This window comes from Nocardia sp. NPDC059154, assembly GCF_042755705.1.
GTDB lineage: Bacteria > Actinomycetota > Actinomycetes > Mycobacteriales > Mycobacteriaceae > Nocardia.
In genome coordinates, this window is sequence record NZ_JBHZCS010000011.1 from 131,117 (window position 1) to 157,306 (window position 26,190).

Annotated in this window: 22 protein-coding genes, 1 tRNA gene and 1 pseudogene; 12 read left to right on the top strand and 12 right to left on the bottom strand. The window is 67.0% G+C overall.

The window, feature by feature from the left end; genetic code table 11:
• Positions 1 to 68: 68 nt before the first annotated feature.
• Entirely contained in the window at positions 69 to 1,124 is a 1,056-nt protein-coding gene (locus ACFXN1_RS12825) for an alpha/beta fold hydrolase (protein ID WP_379463572.1), read from the top strand.
• A gap of 140 nt (positions 1,125 to 1,264) precedes the next feature.
• On the opposite strand, the pseudogene ACFXN1_RS12830 reads toward ACFXN1_RS12825, so the two are convergent.
• Positions 1,265 to 1,843 (bottom strand): annotated as a pseudogene (locus tag ACFXN1_RS12830) (FAD-dependent oxidoreductase); the annotation flags it as partial.
• Between the two features lie 221 nt (positions 1,844 to 2,064).
• Between ACFXN1_RS12830 and ACFXN1_RS12835 the strand changes: the two are divergent.
• The 5 genes from ACFXN1_RS12835 (at position 2,065) to ACFXN1_RS12855 (ending at position 4,758) form a co-directional block, all read left to right on the top strand.
• Entirely contained in the window at positions 2,065 to 2,493 is a 429-nt protein-coding gene (locus ACFXN1_RS12835; RefSeq protein ID WP_379463573.1) for a hypothetical protein, read from the top strand.
• A gap of 206 nt (positions 2,494 to 2,699) precedes the next feature.
• On the top strand, positions 2,700 to 3,293 hold the full coding sequence (locus ACFXN1_RS12840) for a DUF308 domain-containing protein (protein WP_379444729.1): 594 nt from the start codon (positions 2,700 to 2,702) through the stop codon (positions 3,291 to 3,293).
• Positions 3,294 to 3,364: 71 nt separating this feature from the next.
• Positions 3,365 to 3,592, top strand: a complete 228-nt coding sequence (locus tag ACFXN1_RS12845) for a hypothetical protein (RefSeq protein WP_379444728.1) — start codon at positions 3,365 to 3,367, stop codon at positions 3,590 to 3,592.
• 96 nt (positions 3,593 to 3,688) lie between these two features.
• Positions 3,689 to 4,432 carry an MBL fold metallo-hydrolase gene (locus tag ACFXN1_RS12850; protein WP_379444727.1) on the top strand — a complete coding sequence of 248 codons (744 nt, stop codon included), beginning with the start codon at positions 3,689 to 3,691 and terminating at the stop codon, positions 4,430 to 4,432.
• A 35-nt stretch (positions 4,433 to 4,467) separates the two neighbouring features.
• Positions 4,468 to 4,758, top strand: a complete 291-nt coding sequence (locus ACFXN1_RS12855; protein ID WP_379444725.1) for a hypothetical protein — start codon at positions 4,468 to 4,470, stop codon at positions 4,756 to 4,758.
• Here ACFXN1_RS12855 and ACFXN1_RS12860 read toward each other — a convergent pair.
• The 6 genes from ACFXN1_RS12860 to ACFXN1_RS12885 all read right to left on the bottom strand — a co-directional run bounded on the left by ACFXN1_RS12860 (position 4,728) and on the right by ACFXN1_RS12885 (position 10,649).
• The gene (locus ACFXN1_RS12860) at positions 4,728 to 5,753 is read right to left on the bottom strand and encodes a methyltransferase (RefSeq protein ID WP_379444724.1); all 1,026 of its coding nucleotides are present in this window, start codon (positions 5,751 to 5,753) and stop codon (positions 4,728 to 4,730) included. The genes ACFXN1_RS12855 and ACFXN1_RS12860 overlap by 31 nt on opposite strands.
• Positions 5,754 to 6,113: 360 nt before the next feature.
• Positions 6,114 to 6,629 carry a DUF6130 family protein gene (locus tag ACFXN1_RS12865; protein ID WP_379444723.1) on the bottom strand — a complete coding sequence of 172 codons (516 nt, stop codon included), beginning with the start codon at positions 6,627 to 6,629 and terminating at the stop codon, positions 6,114 to 6,116.
• Positions 6,630 to 6,872: 243 nt separating this feature from the next.
• Complete coding sequence (locus tag ACFXN1_RS12870) at positions 6,873 to 7,280, bottom strand: cupin domain-containing protein (protein WP_379444721.1); 408 nt, start codon at positions 7,278 to 7,280, stop codon at positions 6,873 to 6,875.
• Between the two features lie 436 nt (positions 7,281 to 7,716).
• Positions 7,717 to 8,577 carry an SDR family oxidoreductase gene (locus tag ACFXN1_RS12875; protein ID WP_379444720.1) on the bottom strand — a complete coding sequence of 287 codons (861 nt, stop codon included), beginning with the start codon at positions 8,575 to 8,577 and terminating at the stop codon, positions 7,717 to 7,719.
• A gap of 221 nt (positions 8,578 to 8,798) precedes the next feature.
• Positions 8,799 to 9,650: an alpha/beta fold hydrolase gene (locus ACFXN1_RS12880; RefSeq protein WP_379444718.1), complete on the bottom strand. Its 852-nt coding sequence runs from the start codon at positions 9,648 to 9,650 to the stop codon at positions 8,799 to 8,801.
• Positions 9,651 to 9,764: 114 nt separating this feature from the next.
• Entirely contained in the window at positions 9,765 to 10,649 is an 885-nt protein-coding gene (locus tag ACFXN1_RS12885) for an aldo/keto reductase (RefSeq protein ID WP_379444717.1), read from the bottom strand.
• A gap of 216 nt (positions 10,650 to 10,865) precedes the next feature.
• Between ACFXN1_RS12885 and ACFXN1_RS12890 the strand changes: the two genes are divergently transcribed.
• The 4 genes from ACFXN1_RS12890 (at position 10,866) to ACFXN1_RS12905 (ending at position 16,235) form a co-directional block, all read left to right on the top strand.
• Positions 10,866 to 11,720 (top strand): alpha/beta fold hydrolase, encoded by an 855-nt coding sequence (locus ACFXN1_RS12890; protein ID WP_379444716.1) that lies wholly within the window; start codon positions 10,866 to 10,868, stop codon positions 11,718 to 11,720.
• A gap of 225 nt (positions 11,721 to 11,945) precedes the next feature.
• Positions 11,946 to 12,488 (top strand): FHA domain-containing protein, encoded by a 543-nt coding sequence (locus ACFXN1_RS12895; RefSeq protein WP_379444715.1) that lies wholly within the window; start codon positions 11,946 to 11,948, stop codon positions 12,486 to 12,488.
• Positions 12,489 to 12,693: 205 nt separating this feature from the next.
• Positions 12,694 to 13,422: an AAA family ATPase gene (locus tag ACFXN1_RS12900; RefSeq protein ID WP_379463574.1), complete on the top strand. Its 729-nt coding sequence runs from the start codon at positions 12,694 to 12,696 to the stop codon at positions 13,420 to 13,422.
• Positions 13,423 to 13,478: 56 nt separating this feature from the next.
• The gene (locus tag ACFXN1_RS12905; RefSeq protein ID WP_379444712.1) at positions 13,479 to 16,235 is read left to right on the top strand and encodes an AAA family ATPase; all 2,757 of its coding nucleotides are present in this window, start codon (positions 13,479 to 13,481) and stop codon (positions 16,233 to 16,235) included.
• Between the two features lie 9 nt (positions 16,236 to 16,244).
• Here ACFXN1_RS12905 and ACFXN1_RS12910 read toward each other — a convergent pair whose 3' ends face one another.
• Positions 16,245 to 16,994 carry an alpha/beta hydrolase gene (locus ACFXN1_RS12910; RefSeq protein ID WP_379444711.1) on the bottom strand — a complete coding sequence of 250 codons (750 nt, stop codon included), beginning with the start codon at positions 16,992 to 16,994 and terminating at the stop codon, positions 16,245 to 16,247.
• Between the two features lie 307 nt (positions 16,995 to 17,301).
• Here ACFXN1_RS12910 and ACFXN1_RS12915 point away from each other — a divergent pair, with 307 nt between their 5' ends.
• A complete protein-coding gene (locus ACFXN1_RS12915) occupies positions 17,302 to 20,013 on the top strand; it encodes an AAA family ATPase (RefSeq protein ID WP_379444710.1) in 2,712 nt (903 codons plus the stop codon).
• 30 nt (positions 20,014 to 20,043) lie between these two features.
• On the opposite strand, the gene ACFXN1_RS12920 is transcribed toward ACFXN1_RS12915, so the two are convergent.
• A complete protein-coding gene (locus ACFXN1_RS12920) occupies positions 20,044 to 22,773 on the bottom strand; it encodes an AAA family ATPase (RefSeq protein ID WP_379444708.1) in 2,730 nt (909 codons plus the stop codon).
• Positions 22,774 to 22,879: 106 nt separating this feature from the next.
• On the opposite strand from ACFXN1_RS12920, the gene ACFXN1_RS12925 reads away from it, so the two are divergent.
• The gene (locus tag ACFXN1_RS12925) at positions 22,880 to 23,044 is read left to right on the top strand and encodes a hypothetical protein (protein ID WP_379444707.1); all 165 of its coding nucleotides are present in this window, start codon (positions 22,880 to 22,882) and stop codon (positions 23,042 to 23,044) included.
• 57 nt (positions 23,045 to 23,101) lie between these two features.
• Here the strand turns inward: ACFXN1_RS12925 and ACFXN1_RS12930 are convergent.
• The 3 genes from ACFXN1_RS12930 to ACFXN1_RS12940 form a co-directional block, all read right to left on the bottom strand.
• Positions 23,102 to 23,175 (bottom strand) — tRNA-Met (locus tag ACFXN1_RS12930).
• Positions 23,176 to 23,239: 64 nt separating this feature from the next.
• Positions 23,240 to 25,237: a YhgE/Pip family protein gene (locus tag ACFXN1_RS12935; RefSeq protein ID WP_379444706.1), complete on the bottom strand. Its 1,998-nt coding sequence runs from the start codon at positions 25,235 to 25,237 to the stop codon at positions 23,240 to 23,242.
• 93 nt (positions 25,238 to 25,330) lie between these two features.
• The gene (locus ACFXN1_RS12940) at positions 25,331 to 26,089 is read right to left on the bottom strand and encodes a PP2C family protein-serine/threonine phosphatase (RefSeq protein WP_379444705.1); all 759 of its coding nucleotides are present in this window, start codon (positions 26,087 to 26,089) and stop codon (positions 25,331 to 25,333) included.
• Between the last annotated feature and the right edge of the window lie 101 nt (positions 26,090 to 26,190).

Genomic DNA, 26,190 nt, shown 5'->3' on the forward strand with positions numbered 1-26,190 from the left:
TTATCCGGCACGGATTACGTCATTCGACGCTCGCGACGGTATCCGGCCGATCCATAGCGTCTGGTGACATGAACATCAGCAGACGATTTTTCGGTGGTGCGCTCGCAGCGGGCGCGGCGAGCCTGGCCGCGGCCTCGCTGAGCGCCTGCGGCACGGATCCCGCTCCCGCCACCGCACCGACGACCACGACTCCGGTCGGCGCGGACCTGCGGAAGGGTTCTGGCGCGAATACGACGCTGGGACCGATCAAACAGATCGACGCCGGCGTCCTCAGCGTCGGCTACGCCGAATTCGGGCCCAGCACCGGGCAGCCCGTGATCCTGCTGCACGGCTGGCCCTACGACGCCTACAGCTACGCCGATGTCGGGCCGCTGCTGGCGGCGGCCGGATACCGGGTCCTCGTCCCGTTCCTGCGCGGCTACGGGCCGACCACCTTCCTGTCCGCGCAGACCGTCCGCAACGGTCAGCAGTCGGCGATCGCGCGCGACATCGTCGATTTCATGGACGCGCTGCACATCGACAAGGCTGTGCTCGGTGGATTCGATTGGGGCGCACGCACGGTCGACATCATCGCCGCGCTGTGGCCGCAACGGGTCAAGGCGATGGTCGCGGTGAGCGGGTACATCGTGACGCAGCAGGCGGCCCAGCAGCAGCCGCTGGCGCCCGAGGCCGAACTGGGGTGGTGGTACCAGTACTACTTCGCCACCGAGCGCGGCCGACTCGGTTACAGCCGAAATCGGCACGACTTCAACAAATTGATCTGGAAGCGTGCGTCTCCGGCGTGGAATTTCGACGACGCCACCTTCGACCGTTCCGCCACGGCCTTCGACAACCCCGACCACGTGGACATCGTCATTACCAATTACCGCTGGCGGCTGAGCCTGTCTCCCGGTGAACCCCAATACGACGCCTACGAACAGCAACTCGCCACCGGACCGGCCATCACCGTTCCCGCCATCACGATCGGCAGCGACTTCGACGGCGCGGCGAAAGATGGAAAGGCGTACGCCGCCAAGTACACCGGCAAGCACGAGCACCGCGTTCTCGACGGCATCGGGCACAACGTCCCGCAGGAAGCCCCGCACCCGTTCTCCCAGGCCATCATCGACGCCGACCACCTCTGACCTGCTCGACACCGCTGGTCCACGCTGGCGACCGCTGTGAGAATGCCCGCGGCCGCCTTCCCGTCCAGGAAGGCGGCCCCGGCGGCGACGACCGCCGCGACCACGCCGACGGCGCCGGGAATCGGCATGCGCTTGTCGGCGACCTCGTGAATGCGTCCGGTGGCGGCCGTCACCTCCCGGGCACTCGTGGCTTCGCGACTTGTCCACGGCCGCACGGCATCCAGGCCCGGTAGCGGGGGTAGCACCGCGGACGTACCGGTACACACCGCCACCGCGTGTGTGGCGGCCAGCCGCACGGTGTCGCCATCCGGCGTGTGGACCGTCACCCGACGGGGGCCGTCGAGCCGACCGTAACCGCGGACGAGTTCGACATCGACCGAGTCGAGCCAGGCGACCTGGTCCCGGTCATCCCAGTCGGCCACCATCCGGCCGCGGTGCTTCAGCACCACGGCCGCGTCGAGAGGTCCGGTGACCGCTTCCCCGACTCCGGGGAAGTGCGTGGCCTCACGATAGAGCAGGGCGGGGCGCAGCAGTGCCTTGCTGGGTTCACAAGCCCAGTAGGAACATTCGCCGCCGACCAGTTCGGATTCGATGATCACAGTGCTCAACCCGGCGGCGCGGGTGCGGTCGGCGACATTCTCACCGACCGGCCCAGCACCGATGACCACGACGTCGCAGGTGCAAATTTCGTTGTCGGACACGATGTTCCCTCCGATCACCAATCAGCGGCCGGGTGCGCGCTGAGTGACTTCCTGCAGGAACCAGTCGTTGCCGTCGGGATCGGTGAAGGCGGCGAACGATCCGGGCCAGCTCGGCGACAGCCTTGCGGCATCTTCTGGGCGCTGCCGCGACTCCGACTGCCGACGCGATACGGAAATACGTCACACCGAGCGTCACCTGACCGATTCGCCGCAGTGGCCGAGACGGCGATCGTAATTCCATGGCTACTATACGTTTTCGCCTGATCTCCACCCTCCGTCCCGCCGAGGTCTTGCGGGTGCTCACCGACTTCGGGCCCACCCGGCCCGAGGTATGGCCGAGCATCGACGCCGAGCATTTCGTCGTCCACGACCGCGGCGAGAACTGGGCGGAGGTCACCGAAGGCACCGCCGCCGCCTGGGAACGCGCCCGCTACGAATGGACCCCCGGCGGTGACACCGTCACCGTCACCACCCTGGACTCCAAACTCTTCGGCGCAGGCGGCGGCTGGACCTTCCGAATCACACCCGACCTACCCGGGTGCCTCGTCGACGTCGAGCTCACCCGAACCCCTCAGGCGCTCAAGGGCAAGATCCTGGCGGCATTGCTGCCGTTGGTCGGCCCGTCCTCGCTACGCAGGTCCCTCTCGGTTCCGCTGCAGGCGGCGTGATGAACCCGCACGAACCCGAACGACCACCGATCGCAGAGCTTTTCGTATGCGGGCCGATTGCGATGTTGATCTGGTCGGAGACCTCCGCGCTGCACAGTCGCCGGGCGCACAACCTACGTCGATCTCAGCGTCAGACGACGGATGCCCGAGGTGTGCGCACCGGGTGAGAGTGAAGTTCAGTCACCCCAATCGAATGGAAAGTTCACATGAATAACACTGCTACACAGTCTATTTCGAGAACCGAGCGTTCGTCACTCACCCGTCTGTATCTGGGTCGCGGTGTCCTCGCGATCGCCTGGGCCCTCGCCTTCGCCAAAGCCCACGACAACCTCGATGCCGTCGCGGTCGTACTGCTGGTCTGCTACCCGCTGATCGACGCCGTCTCGTCGCTGCTCGACTATCTCGCGGTTCCGGAAGGTCCCGAACGCCGCGTGACAGCCCTCAATGGCGCATTGAGCACGATGATCGCCGTCGCTCTGGGTATCGCCGCAACCGCCGGCGGCGCGGCCGCGGTATTGGGCGCATTCGGTGTCTGGGCAGCGCTTTCGGGCGCGGCACAGCTCGTGGTCGGCCTGCGGCGGCGTGGCCCCGTGCTGGGCAGGCAATGGCCGACGCTGATCTCCGGCGGCCTGTCCTTCCTGGTCGGCGCGACCTACATCTTCCAGGCCACCGGCGAGTCCCCCGCCTTGAATGTCCTGTCCGTCTACGCCACCGGCGGCGGCATCTTCTTCATCGCACAGGCCGCGCTCCTGGCTTGGAAGGCGCGCAGTACACATCACGCCGAGATCAGCGTCAGTTGACTGATGCCGGCCGCACCTTCACGGATTCAGACTTCACCCGATATCCACTTCGTCACAGAACAGGAATCAGAATGGCCAAGCTGACCATGGGTCGCGAGAACAGCGACATCATCGAGATCGACTACGAAGACCACGGCATCGGCCGATCGGTCGTACTCGTTCACGCGCACCCGCTCAACGGCGCCTGGTGGGAGAAGCAGCAGCGAGTCCTCCTCGAAGCCGGTTGGACCCACCTCGAGATCGTCAACCCCGCACTGCTCGACTGCCTCGCGAACGACGGCGACACGAGCGCACGCTGATCTGCTCCCGCAGCGGTATCCCGATGCCGTTGCGGCGTCGGGATTCACGCAAACCCAAACCGCTACAACACAACCGAGCACAAGCAAGGACGCGATATGAAGATCGAGCAGGTTTCCGACTCGGTACACGTGGTGTCGGGAACCAACGTCAACTGGGCGTTGGTCAGCGACGGTTCCGGCGTCACGGTCATCGACGCCGGCTACCCGGCCGACACGGCCGCGGTACTCGATTCCGTGCGTCAAATCGGTCATGAGGTCGGCGATATCGCCGCGGTCCTACTCACCCACGCCCACCTCGACCACATCGGCGCCATACCCGCGCTCGTCGAGCGAGCCGGAGCGGCAGTCTACACCGGCGAACAGGAAGTCCCGCACGCCAAACGCGAACACCTGCAACAGATCACCGCAACCGAGATGCTGCGGCAACTGACGACGCGACGCGGGGCCCGGTGGGTGATGCAGACAGCACGCGCGGTCGCCGGTCAGATCGGAATGCGGGTACCCACCGCCCAGGCGGCGGACCCGGCTGTCCTGGCGGCGCTGCCGGGCGGGTTCGTCGCAATTCCCACACCAGGGCACACCGACGGTCATACCGCCTACCTCATGCCCTCCGAAGGCGTGTTGTTCTCCGGAGACGCACTCGTCACCGGACACCCTCTACTACCAGGGACCGGCCCGCAACTACTGCCAAAAGTGTTCAACCACAATCAGACTCGAACACAGGCCAGCGTGCACGCGCTTGCCGTCGAACAAGCACACGTCCTGGTCCCAGGACACGGACCCGCGATACACCAGCACCTGCCGACCCTCATCGCCGAACTGCCCTACCGCCAAGCTTGATCGGCTGCATCGGTGAATCGTGGCGTCATTGATCGATGAGTCCTGACGGCATCGCGGATGACCGCAATGCCGCATCAGTGAAATCCGATGTCCTAGTTCTGCTCTGCATCCGACAGCTGGTGGCCGCGTTGTGCGCGGCCACCAGCATGATCAGTGCGGTCGGCGCCCTGGTGATCGGTACCGCATCAGCAGCCGATCAGGTGCGCGCCCTCGCGACCGGCGGGATCGACGCCGAATTCGACTGTGCGGGATACGAATTCCTCGAGGACGCGATCGACGGGTCGTTCGGAATGTCTCAACGCAGCGTGGCTTCCAGAATCGAGTAAGGGCTCGGCGTGGCCACGACCTGGTCGAGCGTGAATCCAGCACCGTCGAGCAGTTCACGGTATTCCTGCTCGCTGCGTTCCTTTCCGGTGAGCATTCCCAGCATTGTCAGGTCGATCGCCTTGGTCAGGTGAGGCGCGTCACCGGCCGGCACCATTCCCTCGATGACGAGAACCCGCGCTCCCGGTGCTGCCGCAGCGGCGATGGAGGCCAGGATGCGCCGACTCGATACGTCGTCCCAGTCATGCAGGATATAGCCGAGGACGTAGATGTCGGCGGTCGGTACTGCAGCGAAAAAGTCTCCCGCGACGACGTCTACACGCTCGGCCAGGCCCGCGGCTGCGATGGTCTTCTCGGCTTCGGGCGTGATGTTGGGCTGATCGAACACGATCCCCTGGCGGTTGGGTTCGCTGCGGGTCAGCAGTTCGACGAGCACGCTGCCGTCACCGCCGCCGATATCGGCCACTGTCCTGCCCGCCGGAAGCCGATAGCCGTCGAACATGCCGGTGCGCAAGCTCGACGTCACCTCAGCCATGGCCCGGGCGAATTGTGCCGCCCGCTCCGGGTCGGCGGCCAACCAGGTCAAAATCGGTTGTCCGTAGTATTTCTCGGCCGCGGGCCGGCCGGTGCGCACACCGTACAGCAGCTCACTGAATGGCAGGTAGTGGGTCTCCATCCACATACACGCCATGTCGTAGAGCGACTGTGCGTGCGTCTCCGACAGGGTTGCCCCCAACGGCGTGATGCTGACGCGGTCGTCGTCGGTGGCGAACAACCCCAGCGGCGCGAGCGTCCGGATCAGGCGGCGCAGCGCATCGGGCTGCGCTCCCGTACGCTCGGCGAGTTCAGCGACCGGCTTCGAGCCTTCCTGCTCGAGGATCGTGGCAATTCCCAGCTTCGCCACCACATAGGCTGCCTGGGACGTCTGGAATCCGCCCAGGATCTGCATCATCACCGCGGTAGGCGGCAGCTCTGGAACGGTCGTAGTTTCGGGCATGACAGATCACTCCGTATCAAGCCGGGCAAGGCCCGGCGTCTCGACGATGGACCCGCGATTGGCACGTCGCGGCTCAGCGGGTCGTTTACTTTGCAGGACAGGTCTTTTCCCGCACCTCGGCGTATCCGTCCCAGGTCTGTCACCAACGTTGTTGGCATGGACGGTCATACGTGGCAGCCGGTCGGGTCACTTCTCGATTAGGTCCGATGTCGCACGGTATTCGGCATGTACGTGGGTTCGACCGACCTCGGATAGACACGGGCAGTTGATCTTCCGTCGCACCGCGCTCGCCGGATCGGTCAGCGTGCCGCCCCCACTGCCTCCTGGCGTACCCTCGCACACTGATAATGCCTGTGCGGTTCAGTGCGGATGGCTTGCTCCTTCTGGGATGACGAAGTTGACGGTCTTGCTATCCAGGATGTGGTGGGTGGGATCGGCGAGACCGATCCAAACCTTGTGCGGTCCGGCTGGCAGGCTTTGAATGATCAGTGGCTCGCCGCTACCGTCCGCCCAATGCCAGGGCGCGTCGTCGACGACGACGTGGATGTGGCCGATGCGTGGCGAAACGCTCAGTGCGCCAGGCCCGTACACGGGGACGATGCGCAGGTTTTCCGCACGGTAGCGGATGACTGCCAAGCCCATGGCCAGCTGGTCCGGCAATGGCTCGTCGACGTCGAGTGCGGGAGCGGGCTGCGAGGCGAGCGGAACGACCGGAGCCGGTGACCAACTCGGCTCTCCCGGTGCTAGCGCGGCGGTAGTCGGGGAGACCTGTTGGGGCGGAGGAGCACTCGCTGAACAGGCCGCGATCACGGCAGTCAGCAGGACGGTCACTGCGGTGGCGCCGAACGCGCGGATCGAGGGGCGATGGCTGAACATACGGGTAAGTTATGGCCGAGAAGCCGGTCGTCGCGTCCGTCAAATGACGCCATCGTTGTACTTAACCCTCATCGACGACTTGCGCCCTGCCTCGACAACTGCAGCCGCAATCGAGATTCGGCTGGTGGCTTGTTGATGACCTGCTGCAGCGGGGGGATTTCGACCTCTCGAATCGGATTGCCCAGGAGTCGTACGTGCTGAACCGCGAAGGTGCTGTAGTCCTCCCGGGCGCAGCGACTTACCTTATCGGTCGCATTCGGGGGCAGGTTCATCCTCCGACAGCGGGCTGTGAGACGGCAGGACGTAGAGCACGTCCAGCACCAGTGGCTCGGAACCCAGATTGCGGCCGATGTGAACGTAACTAGAGCTGGGGGTTTCGACCAAGGAGTCGCCCGCATGGTAGACGCCGTCGAGTGTGCAGTCGGAGTGGTAGTGGGACAGGACGCCGCTACGTACCGTGCCGTAGACGGGCCCGTCGTGGTAGTGCCAGCCCGTGGATCCACCAGGTGCGATGGTGATTTCGCGGAGAATGTAGTCGGTGCCGCCGATGCTGGTCTGGCCGAGAATCGTGCCGGTAACACCACCGGCGGGGGTTGCGGCGGCCGGATTCGCCATTGCGGTGGTCACGGCGATGGCCGCCAGTCCTGTCATCGCTGCACGTAGCCCATATCGGGGCGAGTTCCGCGTGGCCCGAGTCGATTTCATATGTTTCTCCTAGTTCTCAGTAGCGGTGCAAGACGACGGGGCGATCGGTGCGATCGCCTGAATGGAAAGTGATCGGCGGGAATGCCCGCAGCATCCGTCGACCGACGCTGTTGTTGCGCAACGCATCGCGGTGACCTGCGCCGGCTGCTTTCGTCGTCCGGACCCGAGTGCGGCTGCCGTGGGGCGCAGCAATGCGGAGATCGAGACCCTGAACTGGGCGGCGATAAGCCTTCCCGCACTGGGGCTTTGGTTGCTGTCGCGTCCTACAGGGCGAGAGTTGCGTTGCGGGCGGATCGAGCTGGCCAGTGGGTCAGTCCAGATATCTCGACAGACCCAGGTGGGAAGTCTGCCCGCGGCCGGGGCCGCGGGTCTCGCAACAGGTTCAGCTGTGGTTCTCGGACTTCGGGCGGGGCATCAGTGTCTGCCATAGCGGGCTGGCTTCCTGGCGATTGCTGGCATTGTGTTCGTCGAGGTACCAGTCCTGGCCCAGGAGTTGCTTGACGCGGGGAATCGCCTCACCGTCGGGGCCGCTGTAGTAGTGCACTTTCCGGGAGTCGCCGTCGGTGACCATGCGCCACATCGCCTCCACGGTCAGCGCCGGGTCGGAACGGACCACGTTGGCGGAGAAGAACCGGTCCATTGGCTCCTGGTAGGCGGCAGGCATGTCGGCGGGCAGGTCGACCTTGTTGAAGATCGCTGTGTCCATATTGCCCGGGTGCAGAGCTTTGACCGTGACGCCGAACTCGGCGAGTTCGGCATGCAGGCCTTCGGTCAACGCCGCGACCGCGGCTTTGGAGGCCTGATACACCGAGGTGTAAGGGTAGCCCGCGTCGGCGCTGATCGAGCTGACATTCACGATCACCCCGGAACGCTGCTCGCGCAGAATCGGAATGAACGCCTTGTTCAGTGCGATCAGGCCGAAGACATTGGTCTGGAACTGGCGGTGCACCTGGTCCATGGTGCTGGCCTCCAGCGGCCCGGACTGGAGGTAACCGGCATTGTTGATCAGGGCGTCGACCCTGCCGAACTGAGCGCGGGCGATTTCGCCGAATTCCAGGTCGGCGTGCTCGTCGTTCACGTCGAGTAGCAACGTTTTCACATTCGATAGCCCGACATGGGCATCAAGGTCGGCCTCCTTACGGACCGTGGCGACGACGTTCCATCCCGCTTCGCTGAATCGACGCACGGTCAGGCGTCCGAATCCACTCGAGGTGCCGGTGATGACGATGGTTCTCGCAGACATGCGTCTGTCCTTCCGTTCTGCCGCGAAGCTGCACTCCGCGGCTATAACTGATAATCAATTTCGTTGCGACTCTTCAGAATTCGGCGCAACCGACATTCGAGATCAGTTGGTGAAGCCGCCGCCGCAGATGAGGGTCTGCCCGCTGGCGGTGACGTTGCCCGCGCATTCGACGGCCTTTGTTCCCATGGAACTCAATACCTTTCAGAATGCGACGATGACGATCAGTGGGCCGAGTTCGAGGCGGCCCGCTCGATCACCGCGGCCACCTGATCGGGATGCGATACGGCGACCGAATGCGAGGCAGCGATCTCGGTGACCTGTGCATGCGCCCGCTCGGCCATGAACCGCTGTGCGGCGACCGGGATATTGAGGTCCTCGGTGGTGACCACGTCCCAGCTGGGCTTGTCGGTCCACGCGGCGACGGTCGCCTTCTCCTCGAGGGCGGACTGCAGGATCGGACGCTGAGCGGCGGCCGCCAGCGCCGCCTTGTCGGCGGTGACGTCGGCGGCGAACTGGTCGTGGAACTTGTCCTGCTTGATGTACAGATCCTTGCCGGCGCTGCCGTCGGGGTTGGTGAACGGCACCGGGTCGAGCGTGCCCGGCAGGGTAGATCCGGGGAACTTATTCGTCAGCTCCAGCGCGGACTCGCCCACGGCGGGCAGGAACGCCGCCACGTACACCAGGGCTTTCACCTGATCACTGCCCGCTGCGGCGGTGCTGATGACCGATCCACCGTAGGAGTGCCCGACCAGCACGACGGGACCACTGATATGGCTGATCAATCCTCGTAGCGTGGTGGCGTCCGAGGCGGGTCCGCGCAGCGGATTCGCCGCCGCGACAACGGGATACCCGTCCTTGCGCAGCTTGTCGACGACGTCGTTCCAGCTCGACCCGTCGGCGAAGGCCCCGTGCACCAGCACAACGGTCGGCTTGGGTGCGTCCTCGGTCGGCCCGGCATGGGTGGTGGTGCTCGCGGTGCACGCCACGGCGAGGCTGCCGGCCACCACCGCGGCCGTGACCGCGGCGATGGCCCGGCCCACGCGGCGAAGAGGGGGACGTCGAATGTCGTTCATGTGATTGTCCTTTCGGGGAATTGGGCGGCAAGTTGCGCGGAGTCCACTCTGGGTCGCGCGACGCCGCCGCCACATCGGTCAGCTGACGGCGACCATGACGTAGTCGCCGCGTGGTCACCCAGCGACAGTGGGGGCCGCGACGCTCGAGAGCCGCTCGAACTGCGCGTCGGACAGCCGTATCCGGGCTGCGGCAATGTTCTGTTCGAGGTGAGCCCGGGAAGTCGTGCCCGGAATAGGCAGCATCGTGGGTGACCGGTGCAGCAGCCACGCCAACGACACCTGCACCGGGGTCGCGTCGACTTCGGCGGCGATCTCGGCCAGGACGCCGGTCTCGGTGGCATGCGCGCCCGACCACAGTGGGAACCACGGGAGGAACGCGATGCCCTGCGCGGCCGTGTATTCCACGACGTCCTCGGCCTCGCGGTGGGTGAGGTTGTAGAGGTTCTGCACGCTGGCGATGGGCGCGATCGCCGCGGCTGCCCGGATCTCCTCGATGCTGACCTCGGACAGGCCGATGTGACGGACCTTGCCCTCGTCGATGAGCTGACGGAGCGCGCCGACCTGGTCGGCAAGCGGGTAGGCCGGGTCTATGCGATGCAGTTGCAGCAGGTCGATGCGGTCCGTTCGCAGCCGCCGCAGCGACAGTTCGGCCTGTTGACGCAGATAGGCCGGGTGCCCCAGCGGAATCCATTCGGTCGGAGTCGGGTGGACGGCACCCACTTTCGTCGCGACGACGACATCATCACGGTATGGCGCCAAGGCTAAGGCGATCAATTCCTCGGTCTCGCCGAGCGCGTAGGCATCGGCGGTGTCGATGAGGTTCACCCCCGATTCGATCGCATGTCGCAGCAGTGCGAGCGCGGCCTGCCGGTCGGCGGGCGCTCGCCACACATGCAGCATCGCCTCGTCGAAACCGGGTTCCTGTGCGCCCAATCGCATGGTGCCGTAGCCGATTCGGTTGACAGTGAACTCGCCGCCGAGCTGAAATTCGGTCGTCATTCCGGAGTTCCTTTCGTGCTTGTGGAGTCAGCACCAAACTAGGAATCCGCGACCAGACACCGCGACAGTCGAATGACGTAATCACTGATGACAGCGGCGCTTTGGGTATCCACCGGGAGTTACGTCGACATCAGCGTCACTTGACCGATGCCGTCGGCACCTTCTCGGATTCAGACTTCAAACCAACATCCACTTCGACACCGAACAGGAACCACAATGGCCAAGCTGACAGTCGGTCGTGAGAACAGCGACACCATCGAGATCTACTACGAAGACCACGGCAACGGCCGACCGGTCGTGCTCATCCACGGGTACCCGCTCAACGGCGCCTCGTGGGAGAAGCAGCAGCGAGACCTTCTCGCGGCCGGTTACCGGGTGATCACCTACGATCGCCGCGGTTTCGGCAACTCCAGCCGCCCGACCGTCGGCTACGACTACGACACCTTCACCGCCGATCTGCACGCCCTCGTCGAACATCTGGACCTGACCGACGCCGTCCTGGTCGGCTTCTCCATGGGCAGCGGCGAAGTCACCCGGTACTTCAGCCGATACGGGTCGGCGCGCATCGCGAAAGCCGTTCTGATGGGCGCGATTCCGCCGTATCTGCGCAAGACCGAGGACAACCCGGGCGGTGTGGATCAGGCCGTGTTCGACGGCATCAAGGCCGCGGTCCTCGCCGACCGGCCCGCCTACTTCAAAGACTTCCTCGACAACTTCTACAACGTCGACGTTCTCGGCGGCACCCGCATCAGCGAACAGGCCTGGCAGAACAGCTTCAACGTCGCACTCTCGGCCTCGACCCATGCCGCCTACGCATGTGTCGACACCTGGCTGACCGACTTCCGCGATGATCTGCCCGCCATCGACGTGCCCGTGCTGTTGATCCACGGTGACGAGGACCGGATCCTGCCCTACTCCGCTACCGCGGCCCGGCTGCCCGGTCTGATCAAGGATCTGACCGTGGTCACCGTCGAGGGAGGCCCGCACAACATCGCCTGGACCCACCCCGAGATCGTCAACCCCGCACTGCTGGACTTCCTCGCGAACGACGGCGACACGGGAGCACGCTGACCTCCTCCCCCGCGGATACACCCCGCTGGAATTGCCACGGCCGCCATCGATCTCGCCTACGACGCCCCCTGGGGCGTCCTGCGAATCGATGGCGGCCTTTCACGGCTCATCCCGAGCACGAGCAAGGAGTCGATACTGGGGACCGATCACGACGGCCCGTTCATGAGGGTCTACGACAACGAAGGCCGACACCGCGAGCTGTCGTTGTCGCCCAGGCAATCACGGATGACGATCGGTCGTTCCCCGCGGGCGGATGTATCGCTGTTCTGGGACGAGGAGGTGTCGCGCCTGCATGCCATCGCCGAATATCTGGGTGAGCAGTGGACGCTGCTCGACGGCGGCCTCTCGCTCAACGGCACGTTCGTCAACGGCGACCGGTTGACCGGTCGTCACACGCTACGACCCGGCGATGTCATGCGTATGGGCAGTTCCCGCATCACTTTTCACGACTTCACCGAGGGCGTCGGGGGCGATCGGACAAAAGCCGCCCGCGATGGTCTGCCGACCCCGAGCTCGCTGACCGCGTCGCAACGCTCGGTCCTGATCGCGCTGTGTCGCCCCCGGGTCACCGGCGCCGACGGATTCGCTCTACCCGCCACCAATCAGCAGATCGCCGACGAGCTGTTCTTCTCCGTCGACACCGTCAAGGCTCATCTGCGCACCCTGTTCAACAAATTCGGCGTAGAAGACCTCCCCCAGAACCAGAAGCGCGCCCGGCTGGCCAACCTGGCGATCAAGTACGGCATCGTCTCCGAACGAGATATCTGAACTCCGTTCGGCCGGCACCGGTCCCCCGGTCACCACCCTGGCGTAGGACCCGGGTACCAACCAGGGTTCATCCCTGGGGCGATCGGACGTTCCCCGGGGTGATCGTGGACGACGGATGCCGAGCGGCATCCTTCGGTACGAAGGAGCTCGAAGTAGTGGACATCAAGAACGAGGTCGCGGTCCTGGCGGTCTCGGATGCGGACCGATGAGTCGCCCTTCGCTGCCCACACTCCATGGTCGCGTCCACGAACAGGAAGTGCTCGATCGGCTGTTGGCCGATGTGCGTTGCGGACACAGTCGCACGCTCTTGCTGCGCGGGGAGTCGGGTGTCGGCAAGACCGCCCTGCTCGCCTACCTCGTCGGCCGGCTCGAGGAGGGCCGAATTGTCGGTGCGGTCGGGGTCGAGAGCGAATCCGAGATCGCATACTTGGCCCTCCAGCAGATATGCACACCGCTGCTGGACTATCTGGGCCAGTTGCCTGCTGTTCAGAGGGCAGCCTTGGCGACGGCATTGGGGATCGGTGCCGGTGAATCGCCGGGGCAACTGCCGACCGGGCTCGCCGTGCTGGGCCTGCTCGCGGAGGCCGCGGTCGAGGAACCGCTGATCTGTGTCGTGGACGACGTGCAATGGATCGATCGGCAGTCCGCGGCCATCCTGACGTTCGTCGCCCGCAGGCTGGGCGCCGAGTCGGTGGCTCTGGTTTTCGCCGTGTCCGATCCGGCCTCCGAACTCGTACCCGCCGAGGCCGGACTTCTCTCCGGCCTGCCGGAGCTAAGGGTGAAGGGGCTCGGTGCCGACGACGCCCGAGCGCTATTGGACGAGGTGCTGGCTGGGGCCATACCTCCCCGTGTGCGGGACAGGATCGTCGCCGAAGCACGCGGCAACCCATTGGCGCTGTTGGAGCTGGCGCGTGGTGAAAACACTGTCCCTTGACGGGCAGACCAGCCGAGAAGCAAGTTCGCAGCAATCGTGGAAGAGGACCGACTGGCATGGAATCTACCGACACGACGATGGTGGGCAGAGCGGCCGAGCAGGCGGAGCTGCTGGCGTTCACCATGTCCACCACGGGCCAGGCTCTCGTTTTGCGTGGCGACGCCGGGGTCGGCAAGACTTCGCTGTTGAACCATGCTGTCGCACTCGCTGAGCAAGCGGGTTGCACCGTTGTCCGGGCCGCCGGGGTCGAAGCGGAGTCGAACCTTCCTTACGCCGGGCTGCATCAGTTCCTTCATCCGCTGCTTGCGGATGTCGAAGGGCTGGATGACGGGAGCCGAGCGGCATTCGAGGCGGTATTCGGCGGGGTGCGAAGCGATCCACCGTCGGTCATGACGCTGGGCATCGCGGTTCTCACCCTCCTGTCACGCGCCGCCGCACAGCGGCCGCTGGTGCTGGTCCTCGACGACGGGCAGTGGCTGGACGACTCCAGCGCCGACGTCTGCGGTTTCGTCGGCCGGCGTTTGACCGGCAGCTCGGTGAAGCTGCTGGTCGCGATCCGCACCGACATCACCTCGCGCTTCGACACCGCGGCACTGCCCGAGCTGCCTATCGCCGCCCTTCCCGACGAGGACGCGGGACGCCTGCTCGACCGGCATTACCCGAATCTGGGCAAGGACGTCCGCCGTACGGTCTTGGAGCAGGCGCAGGGCAACCCACTGGCACTGCTGGAGATGCCCGCCCACCTTGCCGGACAGTCAGGCGACACGCCACTGGAAGACTTCGGTCCGCAAGGTGTGTCGCTGACCCGGCGGTTGCAGCGTCTGTTCGGCACGCGCATCGAATCCCTGGATGCGGGTGTGCGGGCTGAACTTCTGATGGGTGCCCTCGACGGCACCGGGTCACGGTCCGACTCCGACACAGTCCACGGTGTGCGCTACCGCATGCGCGACGCCGACCAGGCGGTGGCAGCCGGGCTGCTGGACGTTGATCCGTCCACCGGCGACTTCACGTTCCGGCATCCGCTCGTGCGTTCCACAATCGTGCAGATGGCTACCCCGAACCAGCGCCGCGCCGCGCACCGAACATTGGCACAGGTCCATCGGGAGAATCTCGAACGCCGGGCGACGCATCTGGCGGCGGCGACCGTCGATCCCGATGAAGAGGTGGCCGATGTCCTGGAAGCCGCGGCCGAGTCGGCGACCCGTCGCGGCGGTGCCTTGGCGGCCGTGGCCTGGTTGACCCGCGCCGCGGAGCTGAGCACGAACCGCGACGAGCGTTCCCGGCGATTGGCCGACGCGGCGTTCGTCGCCGGTCACGCAGCCCGCCTCGGACAGGCCGATCGACTCGTCCGCGCCGACCTGGTACCGGGTACGACAGAGTCGCCGGTCTCAGCCCTGACCTACGCGTACCAGGCGCTCTACCAGGATGGGGACGTCCGTTCCACCCACCGGCAGGTCGCCGCGGCAATCGTGAAGCTGCGCGACGGCGGAACGGGCGGCTCCGACGAGGTCCGAACCCGGCTGGTGACCCTGTTGTTGGTGATCGGTCAGTACGCCGGGGACCGCGCGACCTGGGAGCACACCCATGAACTCCTGGCCTCGATGAGCGAAATGGTTACCGAACGCGAGCGGTTGTACAGCGCGGTCTGGAGCGATGTGACCCGTCACGGCGCCGACTGGGCCATGACTGTGGGGCTGGCCACCGCGAACCTGCCGGACCTGGAGCCCTGGGATGTCTCGCGCCTGGCCGTGGCGGCGTATCACCTCGATGTGCTGAGCCAGTACCGGCCCTACCTGCAGCACATCGTGAACCGCGAGTTGACGACGGGCGCCGTGACCAGCGGCATGGTCATGCTGCACCTGATCATGCTCGACCAGATGGCGGTCGGTGAGTGGAACGAGGCCGAGGAAACCGGGCGGCGGGTCCTGACGATTGCGACAGAGCACGAATACGGCCTGTTCGCCACCCAGAGTCGCGCGTATCTGGCCCAACTCGCGGCGCTTCGTGGACAATACGGGCGGGCGCGAGATCTGCAAGCCGAGGTCGACGCGTGGGCTCGCCCCCGCGGACTCGGGTTCCTCACCCAGGTTGCCGACGCCGCGGGCGCGATCGCTGCGTTGAGCGCCGGCGACTACGAGGCCGCTTACCTCTATGCCATCGGCATTACCTCTCCGGGGACGTTCCGCGCCTACACCTATCAGGCCTCTCGTACTCTGCTGGACCTTGTCGAGGCCGCTCACCAGACCGGCCGGGCCGACCAAGCCCGCGCTCATGCTCTCGCCGCCCGCGATGCTGGACTGCCGGACGTATCGCCACGTCTGGCGCTGATCACTTACGGTGCGCTCGCGATGACCGCTGAAAGCGAACAAGAAGCCGCCGAGATGTTCGCACGGGCCGAATCACACCCGGATGCCGAACGTTTTCCGTTCGAGCTGGCCCGGATCCGGCTCACCCACGGGATACGGGTGCGGCACGTCCAGGGGCGGGCGGCAGCCCGGCAATACCTGGTTTCCGCGGCCGAGGCGTTCGAGCGGCTCGGCGCGGAAGGTTGGGCGGAGCGGGCACGAGTCGAGGTTCACGCCACCGGTGCCGGGTCCCGCGCCTCGACGCTGATGAACCTGACCTCGTTGACCTTGCAGGAACGCCGCATCGCCGATTTGGCCGCCGCCGGCCTGACGAACAAGGAAATAGGTCAGCGGATGCACCTGTCGCCGCGCACGGTCAGCTCGCACCTGTACCGCATCTTTCCGAAGCTGGGCGTCGCGAGCCGGGCCGCGCTTCGAGATGCGTTGAGCCGGACGGCAGCAGGCTGATCCGACCGGTCAGTCTTCTGCCGTCATGGCCGCTATGCCGTTGGCGGCCAGCCAGGTCAGGACGTGATCGGCGACCGAGCGCCACCCACTGTCGAATACGAGCGAGTGGCCCCGATCGGCGAACTGCTTGAGATCGGTCACCGCGGGTGAGTCGCCGTACAACTTGTACACCGAACGGGTGACGGCATCCGAGACCATCCGATCCTCCTGCCCGGAGATCAGCAGCAGCGGACCCCGTGCAGGGTTGGCCATGTTCACGACGGTGTCGGCCGACCCGATGGCGAGGCAATCGAGCCCGAGGTCCGCCAGCAGCCTGCGTGGGGCCGGAACCGCGTACCGTTCGAAAAGCTGCACGGCCTCCGCCTCACCGACCGCATTGGCGACGATGTGCCGGAAGAGCGTCAGAGGCAGCCGTCCGGAATCCAGACGCCACCCGCCGGGCTGACACGAGGCATTGCTCAGCGGTATGCCATCGCCCGGCAACGGGGCGACGGCAATCGCCGCACGGCCGAGACCCGCGCCGAGGAGTTGCTGTGCGATGAGTCCGCCGGCCGAGTGCCCGATGAGAACCGGCGGGTTGTCGTATGAGCGAACGATCTTCTCGTAATGGGTGGTGAGCGCTGCGAGCCCAAGGTCCTCCAACGGCCAGGCCGGGATGCGCACCGCGAACCCGTATGAGGTGAACCGCTGCGCCCAGCCTTGCAAGGACGACCTGTGGAACCACGCACCGTGGATGAGGACTACATGGGTTTGTTTCACGAACTGGCCTTCCGGTTACGCCCGGCGATCTGCCGCCGGCACAGAGGTTTCCCTCGAGGATCACCGACTGGAAGCCCGGCGGAAACCGTCAAATGACTCAAGGAGACGACTCGGCAGAACCGATTGATGCCGGGGCGAAGGCTCGACTCGGCTTGCGGACCACGTCGGCGTCGGCGTCGCTGATCTCTCGAATGAGTAGGGGAAACAGACCGTTTGGTCCCCCAGGGTCAGCGGCTCGAATCCGAGGTGAAACCCTGGAAGGGCAGGAGCTGGGGCAGACGCGCGTATCCACCGCAGAGAGATCACGATGTTGTTTGGACGAAGCACCGAGTGCGCGAGACTGGACGCCCTACTGAAGGCGGCGCGGGATGGACGTAGCGACGCGCTCGTCATGCTGGGTGAGGCAGGCGTCGGGAAGACCGCGTTGCTCGACTACGCCCGGCAAACCGGCGCGGAGGTCCGAATCTTGCGAGTCGCCGGCGTCGAGTCCGAAATGGAACTGCCCTACGCCGCCTTGCATCAGCTATGCCTGCCGCTCTTGGACGGAGTCGATCAGCTGCCGGCGCCCCAGTCCGAGGCGCTGGCAACCACTTTCGGCTTGCGAGCCGGCGAGACACCTACCCCGTTCCTCGTCGGGCTCGGCGTGCTCAACCTGCTCGCCGAGTCGGCACGGGAACAGCCGCTGCTGTGCGTAGTCGACGACGCGCATTGGCTCGACGACGCATCGGCACAAGTGGTCGCCTTCGTGGCACGTCGGCTGCGGGCCGAGTCGACCCTCATGCTGATCGCAAGCCGAGAGCCGATTCCGAGCATGCGCGGCTTGACCGAACTGACGGTCCGGGGCCTCGGCGCGGATGCCGCTCTGCAACTGTTGAATTCGGCGCTGCGCTGGCCGCTCGACGGCGGCGCTCGCACCGCGATCCTCGCCGAGGCCCGGGGTAATCCACTGGCACTGCGCGAGCTCGCGCTCGCCTCGCCCGACCGACTCGCAGGCGGTTTCGGCCTGTTCGCCGCTTCCGCGCTGTCGGGACGGATCGAAGAGAGCTTCCAGAATCGGATCGCCGAGCTGCCCGCCGACTCTCGGGAGCTGCTCCTGCTCGCGGCTGCCGACTCGACGGGCGATCCGGTGCTGATTTGGCGAGCGGCGGCAGTCCTCGGGCTGAGCCCCCGGGCGGGGGACGCCGCCGAAGAAGCAGAGCTGCTCACTGTCGGAGTCCGGATCACGTTTCGCCATCCGCTGGTGCGCTCCGCCGTTTATCACGTCGCCGCCGCGGATGCCAGGCGCCGGATCCACCGGGCCCTCGCCGAGGCGACGTCACGGGAGGCCGATCCGGACCGCCGGGCATGGCATCTCGCCCATGCTGCCGAGAACCCCGACGAGACGGTGGCCGCGGAGTTGGAGGCCTCGGCGGACCGTGCACAGGCCCGCGGCGGATTGGCCGCCGCGGCGGCGTTTCGCGAGCACGCGGCCGCATTGACGGCGGACCCGGCACTCCGTGCGCAGCGTGAACTCGCCGCGGCCAGGGACAAGTACCAGGCCGGTGCCCCGCAGGAGGCCCGAATCCTGCTCGACAAGGCGGAGTCCGGCCCGCATGACGAACTGCGCTCAGCCCTTATCGGTCAATTGCGGGGGTATCTGGCATTCGCCGCCGGAGACTCCACCCGTGCCCCGGCACTGCTGCTGGAAACGGCACAGCGCTTCGAACGGCTCGACCCGGTCCTATCCCGCGAGACTTACCTGGAGACCTTCAGCTACGCACTGTTGGCCGGGCGGTACGCCGACAACGTGACAGTGGCGCACGTGGCCGCCGCAGCGGCAACCGCGCCTCGGCCGTCCGGACCGTCGGATGCACAAGACCTTCTGCTCGACGCGTACGCCGTGCTGTTCACCGAAGGCCATGCCAAGGGGACCCCGCTGGTACGGCAGGCTCTGGACGCATTTCGCCGCGATGACCTACCGGGCGAAAAGGCGACGCGCTGGCTCATCATCGCCGCGCACGGCTCGTACGAGATCTGGGATGACGCGGCCTGGGAGGCCATCACCGAGCGGAACGTCCAGCACACCCGGGAGACAGGCGCGCTGACGATGTTGCCGGTTGTGATGACGCAGCGGATCGCAGCACATCTGCATGCCGGCGAGTTTCAGGCGGCGGCCGACCTGCTCGCGGAGTCCAGGATCGTCGCTGAGGCGACCGGAATCGCCCGTCCGGCCTACGACATCGCGGCGGTGGCCGCCTGGCGCGGCCACCCATCCGCCCGCGATCTGATCGAGGCTGCCGCGGTTACCGCGGCCGAACGAGGTGAGGGCCTCGGATTCACCCTGATCAATTACACGAAGGCTGTCCTGCACAACGGTTTCGGCCGTTTTGCCGAGGCCAGGAACGCCGCCGCGCTGGCGGCCGCGCACCCCGGGGAGACCGCGTTCGCGGCCTGGGCCTCGAGTGAGCTGGTCGAGGCGGCGATCCGCTGCGGTGATCGGGCATCGGCCGAGCAGGCTATGGATCGACTCGTCCGAACCACCGCGCCCAGCGCGACCGAGTGGGGGCTGGGCGTCGAGGTGTGCTCACGTGCCCTGCTGAGCGAAGGTTCCACGGCCGACGAGCTCTACCGTGAGGCGATCGACCGGCTCGGCCGCAGCCGGGGCGCTGTCGCGCTGGCCCGGGCGCATTTGCTCTACGGCGAATGGCTGCGCGGACAGGACCGATTGGTGGAAGCCCGTGGACAATTGAGCACGGCGCACTCGATGTTGGTTCAGATCGGCACCGAAGCATTCGCTGAACGTGCGCGCCTCGAACTCGCCGCGTGCGGCGTTTCGGTACCGCAAAAGTCCGCTCCGTCGACGGGTGAGTTGACCGAGCAGGAACGCCGGATTGCCGAGCGCGCGCGGGATGGGCGTTCGAACGCGGAGATCGGGGCAGAGCTCTTCCTCAGTGGCAGGACGATCGAGTGGCACCTGCGCAAGGTGTTCGCCAAGCTCGGCATCGGCTCGCGCCGAGAGCTGCATACGGTTCTTTTCTAGTCCTGCTCCGAAGATCCCTGGTCGTCGGTGTCATCGATCGGGAAGGGCACCGTCGAGCTCGCGACGGGAGGAGACCCCCAGCTTGGTGAAGACCTTGCGCAAATGCCATTCGACTGTCCGAGGACTGAGGAACAACTCGGCGCCGATCTCGGCGTTCGGGCGTCCTGCGGCCGCGAGCCGGGCGATCTGCGCCTCCTGAGGAGTCAGCAGCGGCGTTCCGACGGTCCGCTTGCGGACCGTCTCACCGGTGGCGAACAGCTCTCGCCGGGCTCGTTCCGCATAGGCCCCCATGTCCATTTTCACGAACCCGTCATATGCGGCGCGCAGCTCGACGCGGGCGTGTGCCCGCCGGTTCCGGCGGCGCAGCCATTCTCCCAGAAGCAGCCGGGCTCGGGCCTCGAGCACACCGAGCCCGCCCTGGCCGAAGTGGTCGATGGCCTCGCGGTAGCGGTCCTCGGTCTGCCCAGCCGATCCGGCTGCCTCGGTGAGCGCTTCGGCCAAGGCGTGCGCGCCATGGGCCCAGGGTGTGCCCGTCCGAGCCCAGTCGGCCAGTCGCTCGCGTGCCTCGGCCGCGAGGGTCTGCTCTCCAGTGCGAGCCGCCGCCTCGACGAGTTCGCACACCGCCCAGTGGTGCAGGGCGAAGTCCCGATACTCCAGGGCAGAACGAGCGGCTTCCAGTGCGCCCGAATAGTTTCCGAGACCGTTGTGGAGCACCGCCCGCGCGCAGCCCGCGACGCCCAGCAGTCGGCCCAGGCCGCGCTGTTCACCGTCACGCGCCAGGATCTCGATGGCGGCCAACGCCTGTCGTTCGTTTCCTCGGTAGGCGGCGAGCATGGCCGGGGCAATCGTGGACGGGTTCAGGCGCATGGATTCCTCGGCGGCGGCGATCTCGGTGAGCAGATCCCGCGTCTCGGCGAATCGCCCGGCGTGGATCAGGGCGATCGTGCGGTAGGTCAATGCGGTCGGGATGAGCGACAACGTGCCGGTGGCCCGCGCGGTAGCGGCCACGCGCTCCGTGATGCTCAGGCAGGTGTGGAGGTCGCCCAACTCCACCGCGGCGGCCACCGCCAGCCACAGCACCCCCGGGTCGCCGTCGGTGACGTAGTCACCAAGTGCCTTCTGCAGGAAGGGAACCGCCGCGCCGGGACCATCGACGAACAGAGTGACGAACGCGCGCAGGAAGACTCCCGCCATGTCGTCGCCGGGCGGCAGGCCGTGGGCCGTCTCGGCGGTCCGCCGCAGCCCGTCGGGTTCGATTCGGCCCGCCCACATGGCCGCACCGAGCGCCGACAGGCAGGTCGCGCGAGCGGCTACGGGGTCTAGATCCCGGAGCTGGTTCGTGGCCGCGAGCAGCGGCTCGACCGCACCGAACCCTGGCTTGGCCAGGTACGACGCCATGGCTCGCAGCCGGGTGACCTCCGCTTGCTGCCGACGGTTCAGCGGCCCCAGCTCGGCGGCGGCGAGCAAGTCGGGTACCCGGGTCGGCGCGCCCGCCGCGAGGTACGTCCCGGCCGCCGCCAGCACCCGCCGCGCCCGCTCCTCCCAGTCGGGAGTGAGCGCGCCGGCCCGTTCGAGAAAGGACGCCGCCGCTGCTCGGCCACCGCGCGCCAGGGCTCGATCAGCCGAGCGTTCCAGCGCGGCGGCGATCTGCTCGTCCGGCCCCGCCGCGGCGTGGGCCCGATGCCAGGCCCGCCGGTCAGGGTCGCGCTCGGCGTCGGTGGCCTCGGCGAGCGCCCGGTGCGCCGCACGCAGGGCGGCGGCATCGGCACCGCGCCAGAGCGCCGAGCGCACCAATGGATGCCGGAACCGCACCGCAGTTCCCAGGGTGATCAGGTTTGCGGCCTCGGCCGGTGCGGCGGCTTCGAGCCCTATGCCGAGTACGCGGAGGGCACGCCCGAGCAGCGGGCCGTCCCCGACGGGCTCGACTGCCGCGACCAGCAACAGGATGCGGGTGTCGTCCGGCAGCGAATCGATGCGTCGACGGAAGGTGTCTTCGAGCCGGGTCTCCATCGGCGCGCCGCCGGGACCGCCGAAGCCGAAGGCCAACTCGGTCGACGACAGACTGCGAGGGAGCTCCAGTAGAGCAAGCGGATTCCCACCGGTCTCCGCCACGATCCGGTCCCGCACGCGGGCGTCGACCGGCCCCGGCAACACACTGTCGAGGAGCGCCCGGGCGTCCGCGTCGGCGAGCCCGTGCACAGGAAGGTCCGGCAGACCGGAAAGCTCTTCCGCACACCTCCCATCGGTGGCGCGCTCGGCGAAGACCATGGCCACCGACTCGGCCTCCAGCCGCCGCCCGACGAACGCCAGGATCCGCTGCGACATCAGGTCCAGCCATTGCGCGTCGTCGATCAGGCACAACAGCGGAGTCTCGGCCGCTGTCTCGGCGAACAAACCCAGAACCGCCATCCCGACCAGCAGCATCTCGGGGGGATGTCCCGCGCACAGGCCGAACGCGACCCGCAGCGCGTCCTGCTGCACCTGCGGCAGTCGGTCGAGCTGTGAGAGCAGGGGGGCGCAGAGTCGTTGCAGCGCTGAATACGCGAAATCGGACTCCGCTTCGACGCCGACCGTGCGCACGATCCGCATGCCCGTCACCTGTTCGGCCAGCTGATCGAGAAGCGCCGATTTGCCGACCCCGGCCTCACCCCGCAGCACCAGAACCCCGCTGCGCCCGTCGCGCACCTCGCGAAGCAGGCGGTCCAGCGCCTCCAGCTCCCGATACCGCCCGACGAGCGGGCGTTTCGCGCCCCGCAGCATGCCACCTCCGGCTAGACGTTCCTCCCGGAGGAGCTTTACCCATCCTACGAACTGACCGAATCGCACGGATCGACCGTGCGCAAGTGCCGACCGCTACTCGTGGTCGATGCTGGGTAATGTCGCGGCGATGGCGGCAGTGTGGATGCTGGCCTGGCCGGGCGTGGTACGGGCCTGGCAGCACACCAGCCCGGGCAAACCGTCGACGGCCACGGATCCGACTTCAAATGGTCAGGACACGCCGAAGACGACCACCGGACGCTGGAGAACGTGATGCCAAATCAACGCGAAAACGGCCCGGAACCTACTGGTTCCGGGCCGTTTCCCCTAGTAGCGGGGACAGGATTTGAACCTGCGACCTCTGGGTTATGAGCCCAGCGAGCTACCGAGCTGCTCCACCCCGCGTCGGTGAATACAACATTACACACGAGTAGGGAAGGGAACCTAATCGACTGGTCAGAGCCGTTTTTCAGGGTCGGGAGGGAATCGGGTGCAGGGGTTCGGGGGTGCGGTCGGCGGGGGCCGGATCGGGTACGGAGGCGGCGAGGTAGCGGGCGGCGATCATGATCGCCAGGGCGGCGGCGAGGATGAGGAGCAGGGCCGTGATGGAGATCCAGAACATCCGGTCGTAGAGGGCGATGTCGGTGCGGATGATGGCTCGGCGGGCGAAGGTCATGGGGGCGATGTCTTTGAAGGGGCGGAACAGGAGTGGGGTGGTGCCGGCGGGGAAGACGCCGCCGAAGGCGAAGATTTGGAACATATAGAAGGAGAAGGCCGCGATGGAACCGGCGACGCGGCCGAAGAGCACGACGAACAGTTGCGCCGTCACCGCTGCCACCAGGCCGACCAGGGCGATGACGGCGACCATGGCGGGCCACTGTTGCGGGGACCAGCCGAGCCAGCTGCCGTAACCGGCGGCGAGGGCGGACAGGGCGATGACGCACGCCGCGCCGACCGCGGTGCCGCGCAGGACGGGGCCCGCGGCGCGCCGCCAGGGTGAGCGGCTGCGGGCGGCTCCGCGCAAGGGGCGCACCAGCATCCACAGGACGATGGCCGCGAGGAAGGAGCCCATCACGACGAGCACGGGGCCTGCACCGCGGGCGATCTCCTTGTGGCTACGGTCGCCGTCGCGGACGAGCTGGCTGGGTTCCTGATTGCGGATGTCCATGGTGACGGGCTGGGCCATGACGTCGGCCGAGGCGTTGGGGTCGGCGATGTGGGGTGCGGCGGCCGCACCGTCGCGCAGGCCGTTGTCGAGCTGGGTTGCGCCGTCGCCCAATTGGGTGACGCCCGCCCGGAGGTCGCGGCCGCCGGCGACCAGCTGGTCCAGGCCCGTGGACAGATCGTTCGCGCCGCTGCCGAGTTGTGCTGTGCCGTCACGCAATTGGGCGCTGCCGTCGGCGAGGGCCAGCACGCCGGAGCGGTAGTCGGCCTTGGGATCGGTGAGCTGCCGGGCCAATTCCTTTGTGCCGTCGCGCAACTGGGCCAGCTGGCCGACGAGGGAATCGGGGTCGTCCGGCCGGACCTGGCCGATGAGGCTCTTCAGCTGAGTGACCGCGTCGGCCACCCCGGGGTCCGGGTTCCTGCTCAACTGGTCGAGCAGCGGATCGAGCTGCGCCGCGAACCGTCCGGCAGGTTGGAGGGCATCCAGCAGCGGCGTGACGACCTGGTCCACGCCGTCACGGATCTGCCGTGCTCCGGAGCCGAGTTGATCGGTGCCGGTGACCAATTGGCTCGCGCCGTCGGCGAGCTGGACCGCGCCGGTATGGAGCTGGCCCGTACCGGTCGCCAGTTGCGCCGCGCCGGTGGCGGCCTGATCGAGTCCGGCGGTCAGCTGGTCGGAGCCGTCGGCGAGCTGCGTGGTGCCCTGGGCCAACTGGGTCGCGCCCTCGGCGGCGTCGCCGAGGCCGGAGCCGAGACTGTTCACGCCGACCAGAATCTGACCGGCGTAACCGCGCCCGATGGTGGCCGCGATCTGGTTCTGCGCCTCGGTGACAACGCTATTGGCCACGGCCGGTCCCAGCGTGCCGTTGAAGTCGTTGTACCAGACCATGATCCGGGCATGCTGCGGCGCGGGATCGGTCACGCTCAGCACGTTCCGGGTGAAGTCGGCGGGAATGACGACCGAGAAGGCGTACCGGCTCTCCCGCAGCCCGCGTACCGCTTCCGCGCTGCTGACCCGGTGGAACTGGAGTTCACCGCTGGACACCAGATTGTCGAGAATCTCGGTGCCCATGTTCTGGGCCTTGCCGTCGGTGATGCCGCCGGCATCGTCGCTGGCGACGGCGACCGGAATCTGCTTCAGGTACAGCTCCGGATCCCACATGATCCACATGTAGACCGCCGAGACCAGTGTCGGCACCACCAGGAGCAGCACGATCGAGGCGCGTGCGAATGTGGATCCCCACGGTTTGCGCCGGAGCAGACCGCCGAGGCGACTGCGGATGGATGTCGATCTGTCTGCCACGGCGAACCCCGATACTGCGCACTGCCAAAGTCGGGCCCAAGCTACCTGGTCACCCGTCCAGAATGTGTGAATTCGAGGAAATACCCGCCCGGCTCAGCGGCTCGCGTCCACCACCAGTGCGGTGGTGTTGTCGGTGCCGCCGCGACCGAGGGCCGTCCCCACCAGCGCCTCCGCCGCCTGACCCGCCGAAGTCCCGTGGGACAGAATCGACTTGATGATCGGCATGTTGAGCTTTTTACCCACCCCATCGGTGCACAGCAGCAGCCTGCCCGCGCTCGATCCGGTGGCCGCGCGCCCGATGTCGCCCGGCTGCACGGTCCGCACCGAGGTCGTGACCAGATGCCGCATACCCGGCAGCGGGTCGTGCCCGCGCGCCCGGAAGTACTCGGCGACGGTGTGATCGGTGGTCGTGCGGTGCAGCACGCGGCCGTTCCACCGGTAGGCCCGGCAGTCACCCACCCAGGCGATATCGCAGGGGCCGTCCAGCTGACCACTGCTCGGCAGCACCGCGACCACCAGCACGCTGTCGGCGCTCGACTCGGGTAGCTCACGCAGCAATTCCCGCTGCGCCGCCAGGATTCCGGCCTGCGCGCCGTCCCCGACCGCCGCCCGCGCCGCGGTCTGCGCCACCAGCCGCGCCGCCCGGGCCGCCGCCAGATGATCCCCCACCCCGTCGGCCACCACGAAAGCGCTTCGCCCGAGCCGGGCATCGGTGAACGTGGCGAACGCGTCCGCATTGATCGTGCGCCGCCCCAGCCGACTCACCCCCGCCCCGGCCACCAGGCCGAGCCGCGCCTGCGCATCGGCGTCGACAGCGGCGACATCTCCCACCTCGATGGCTTCGGTGTGCACGACCGGACCTCCTGGGACTCCGTCTCACGGGGTGCTGTCCTGCAGCACTACCCCATTCAACGGCCGAAACCCAAGCTCCGCTCCCGAAATGTCTGTGTGCT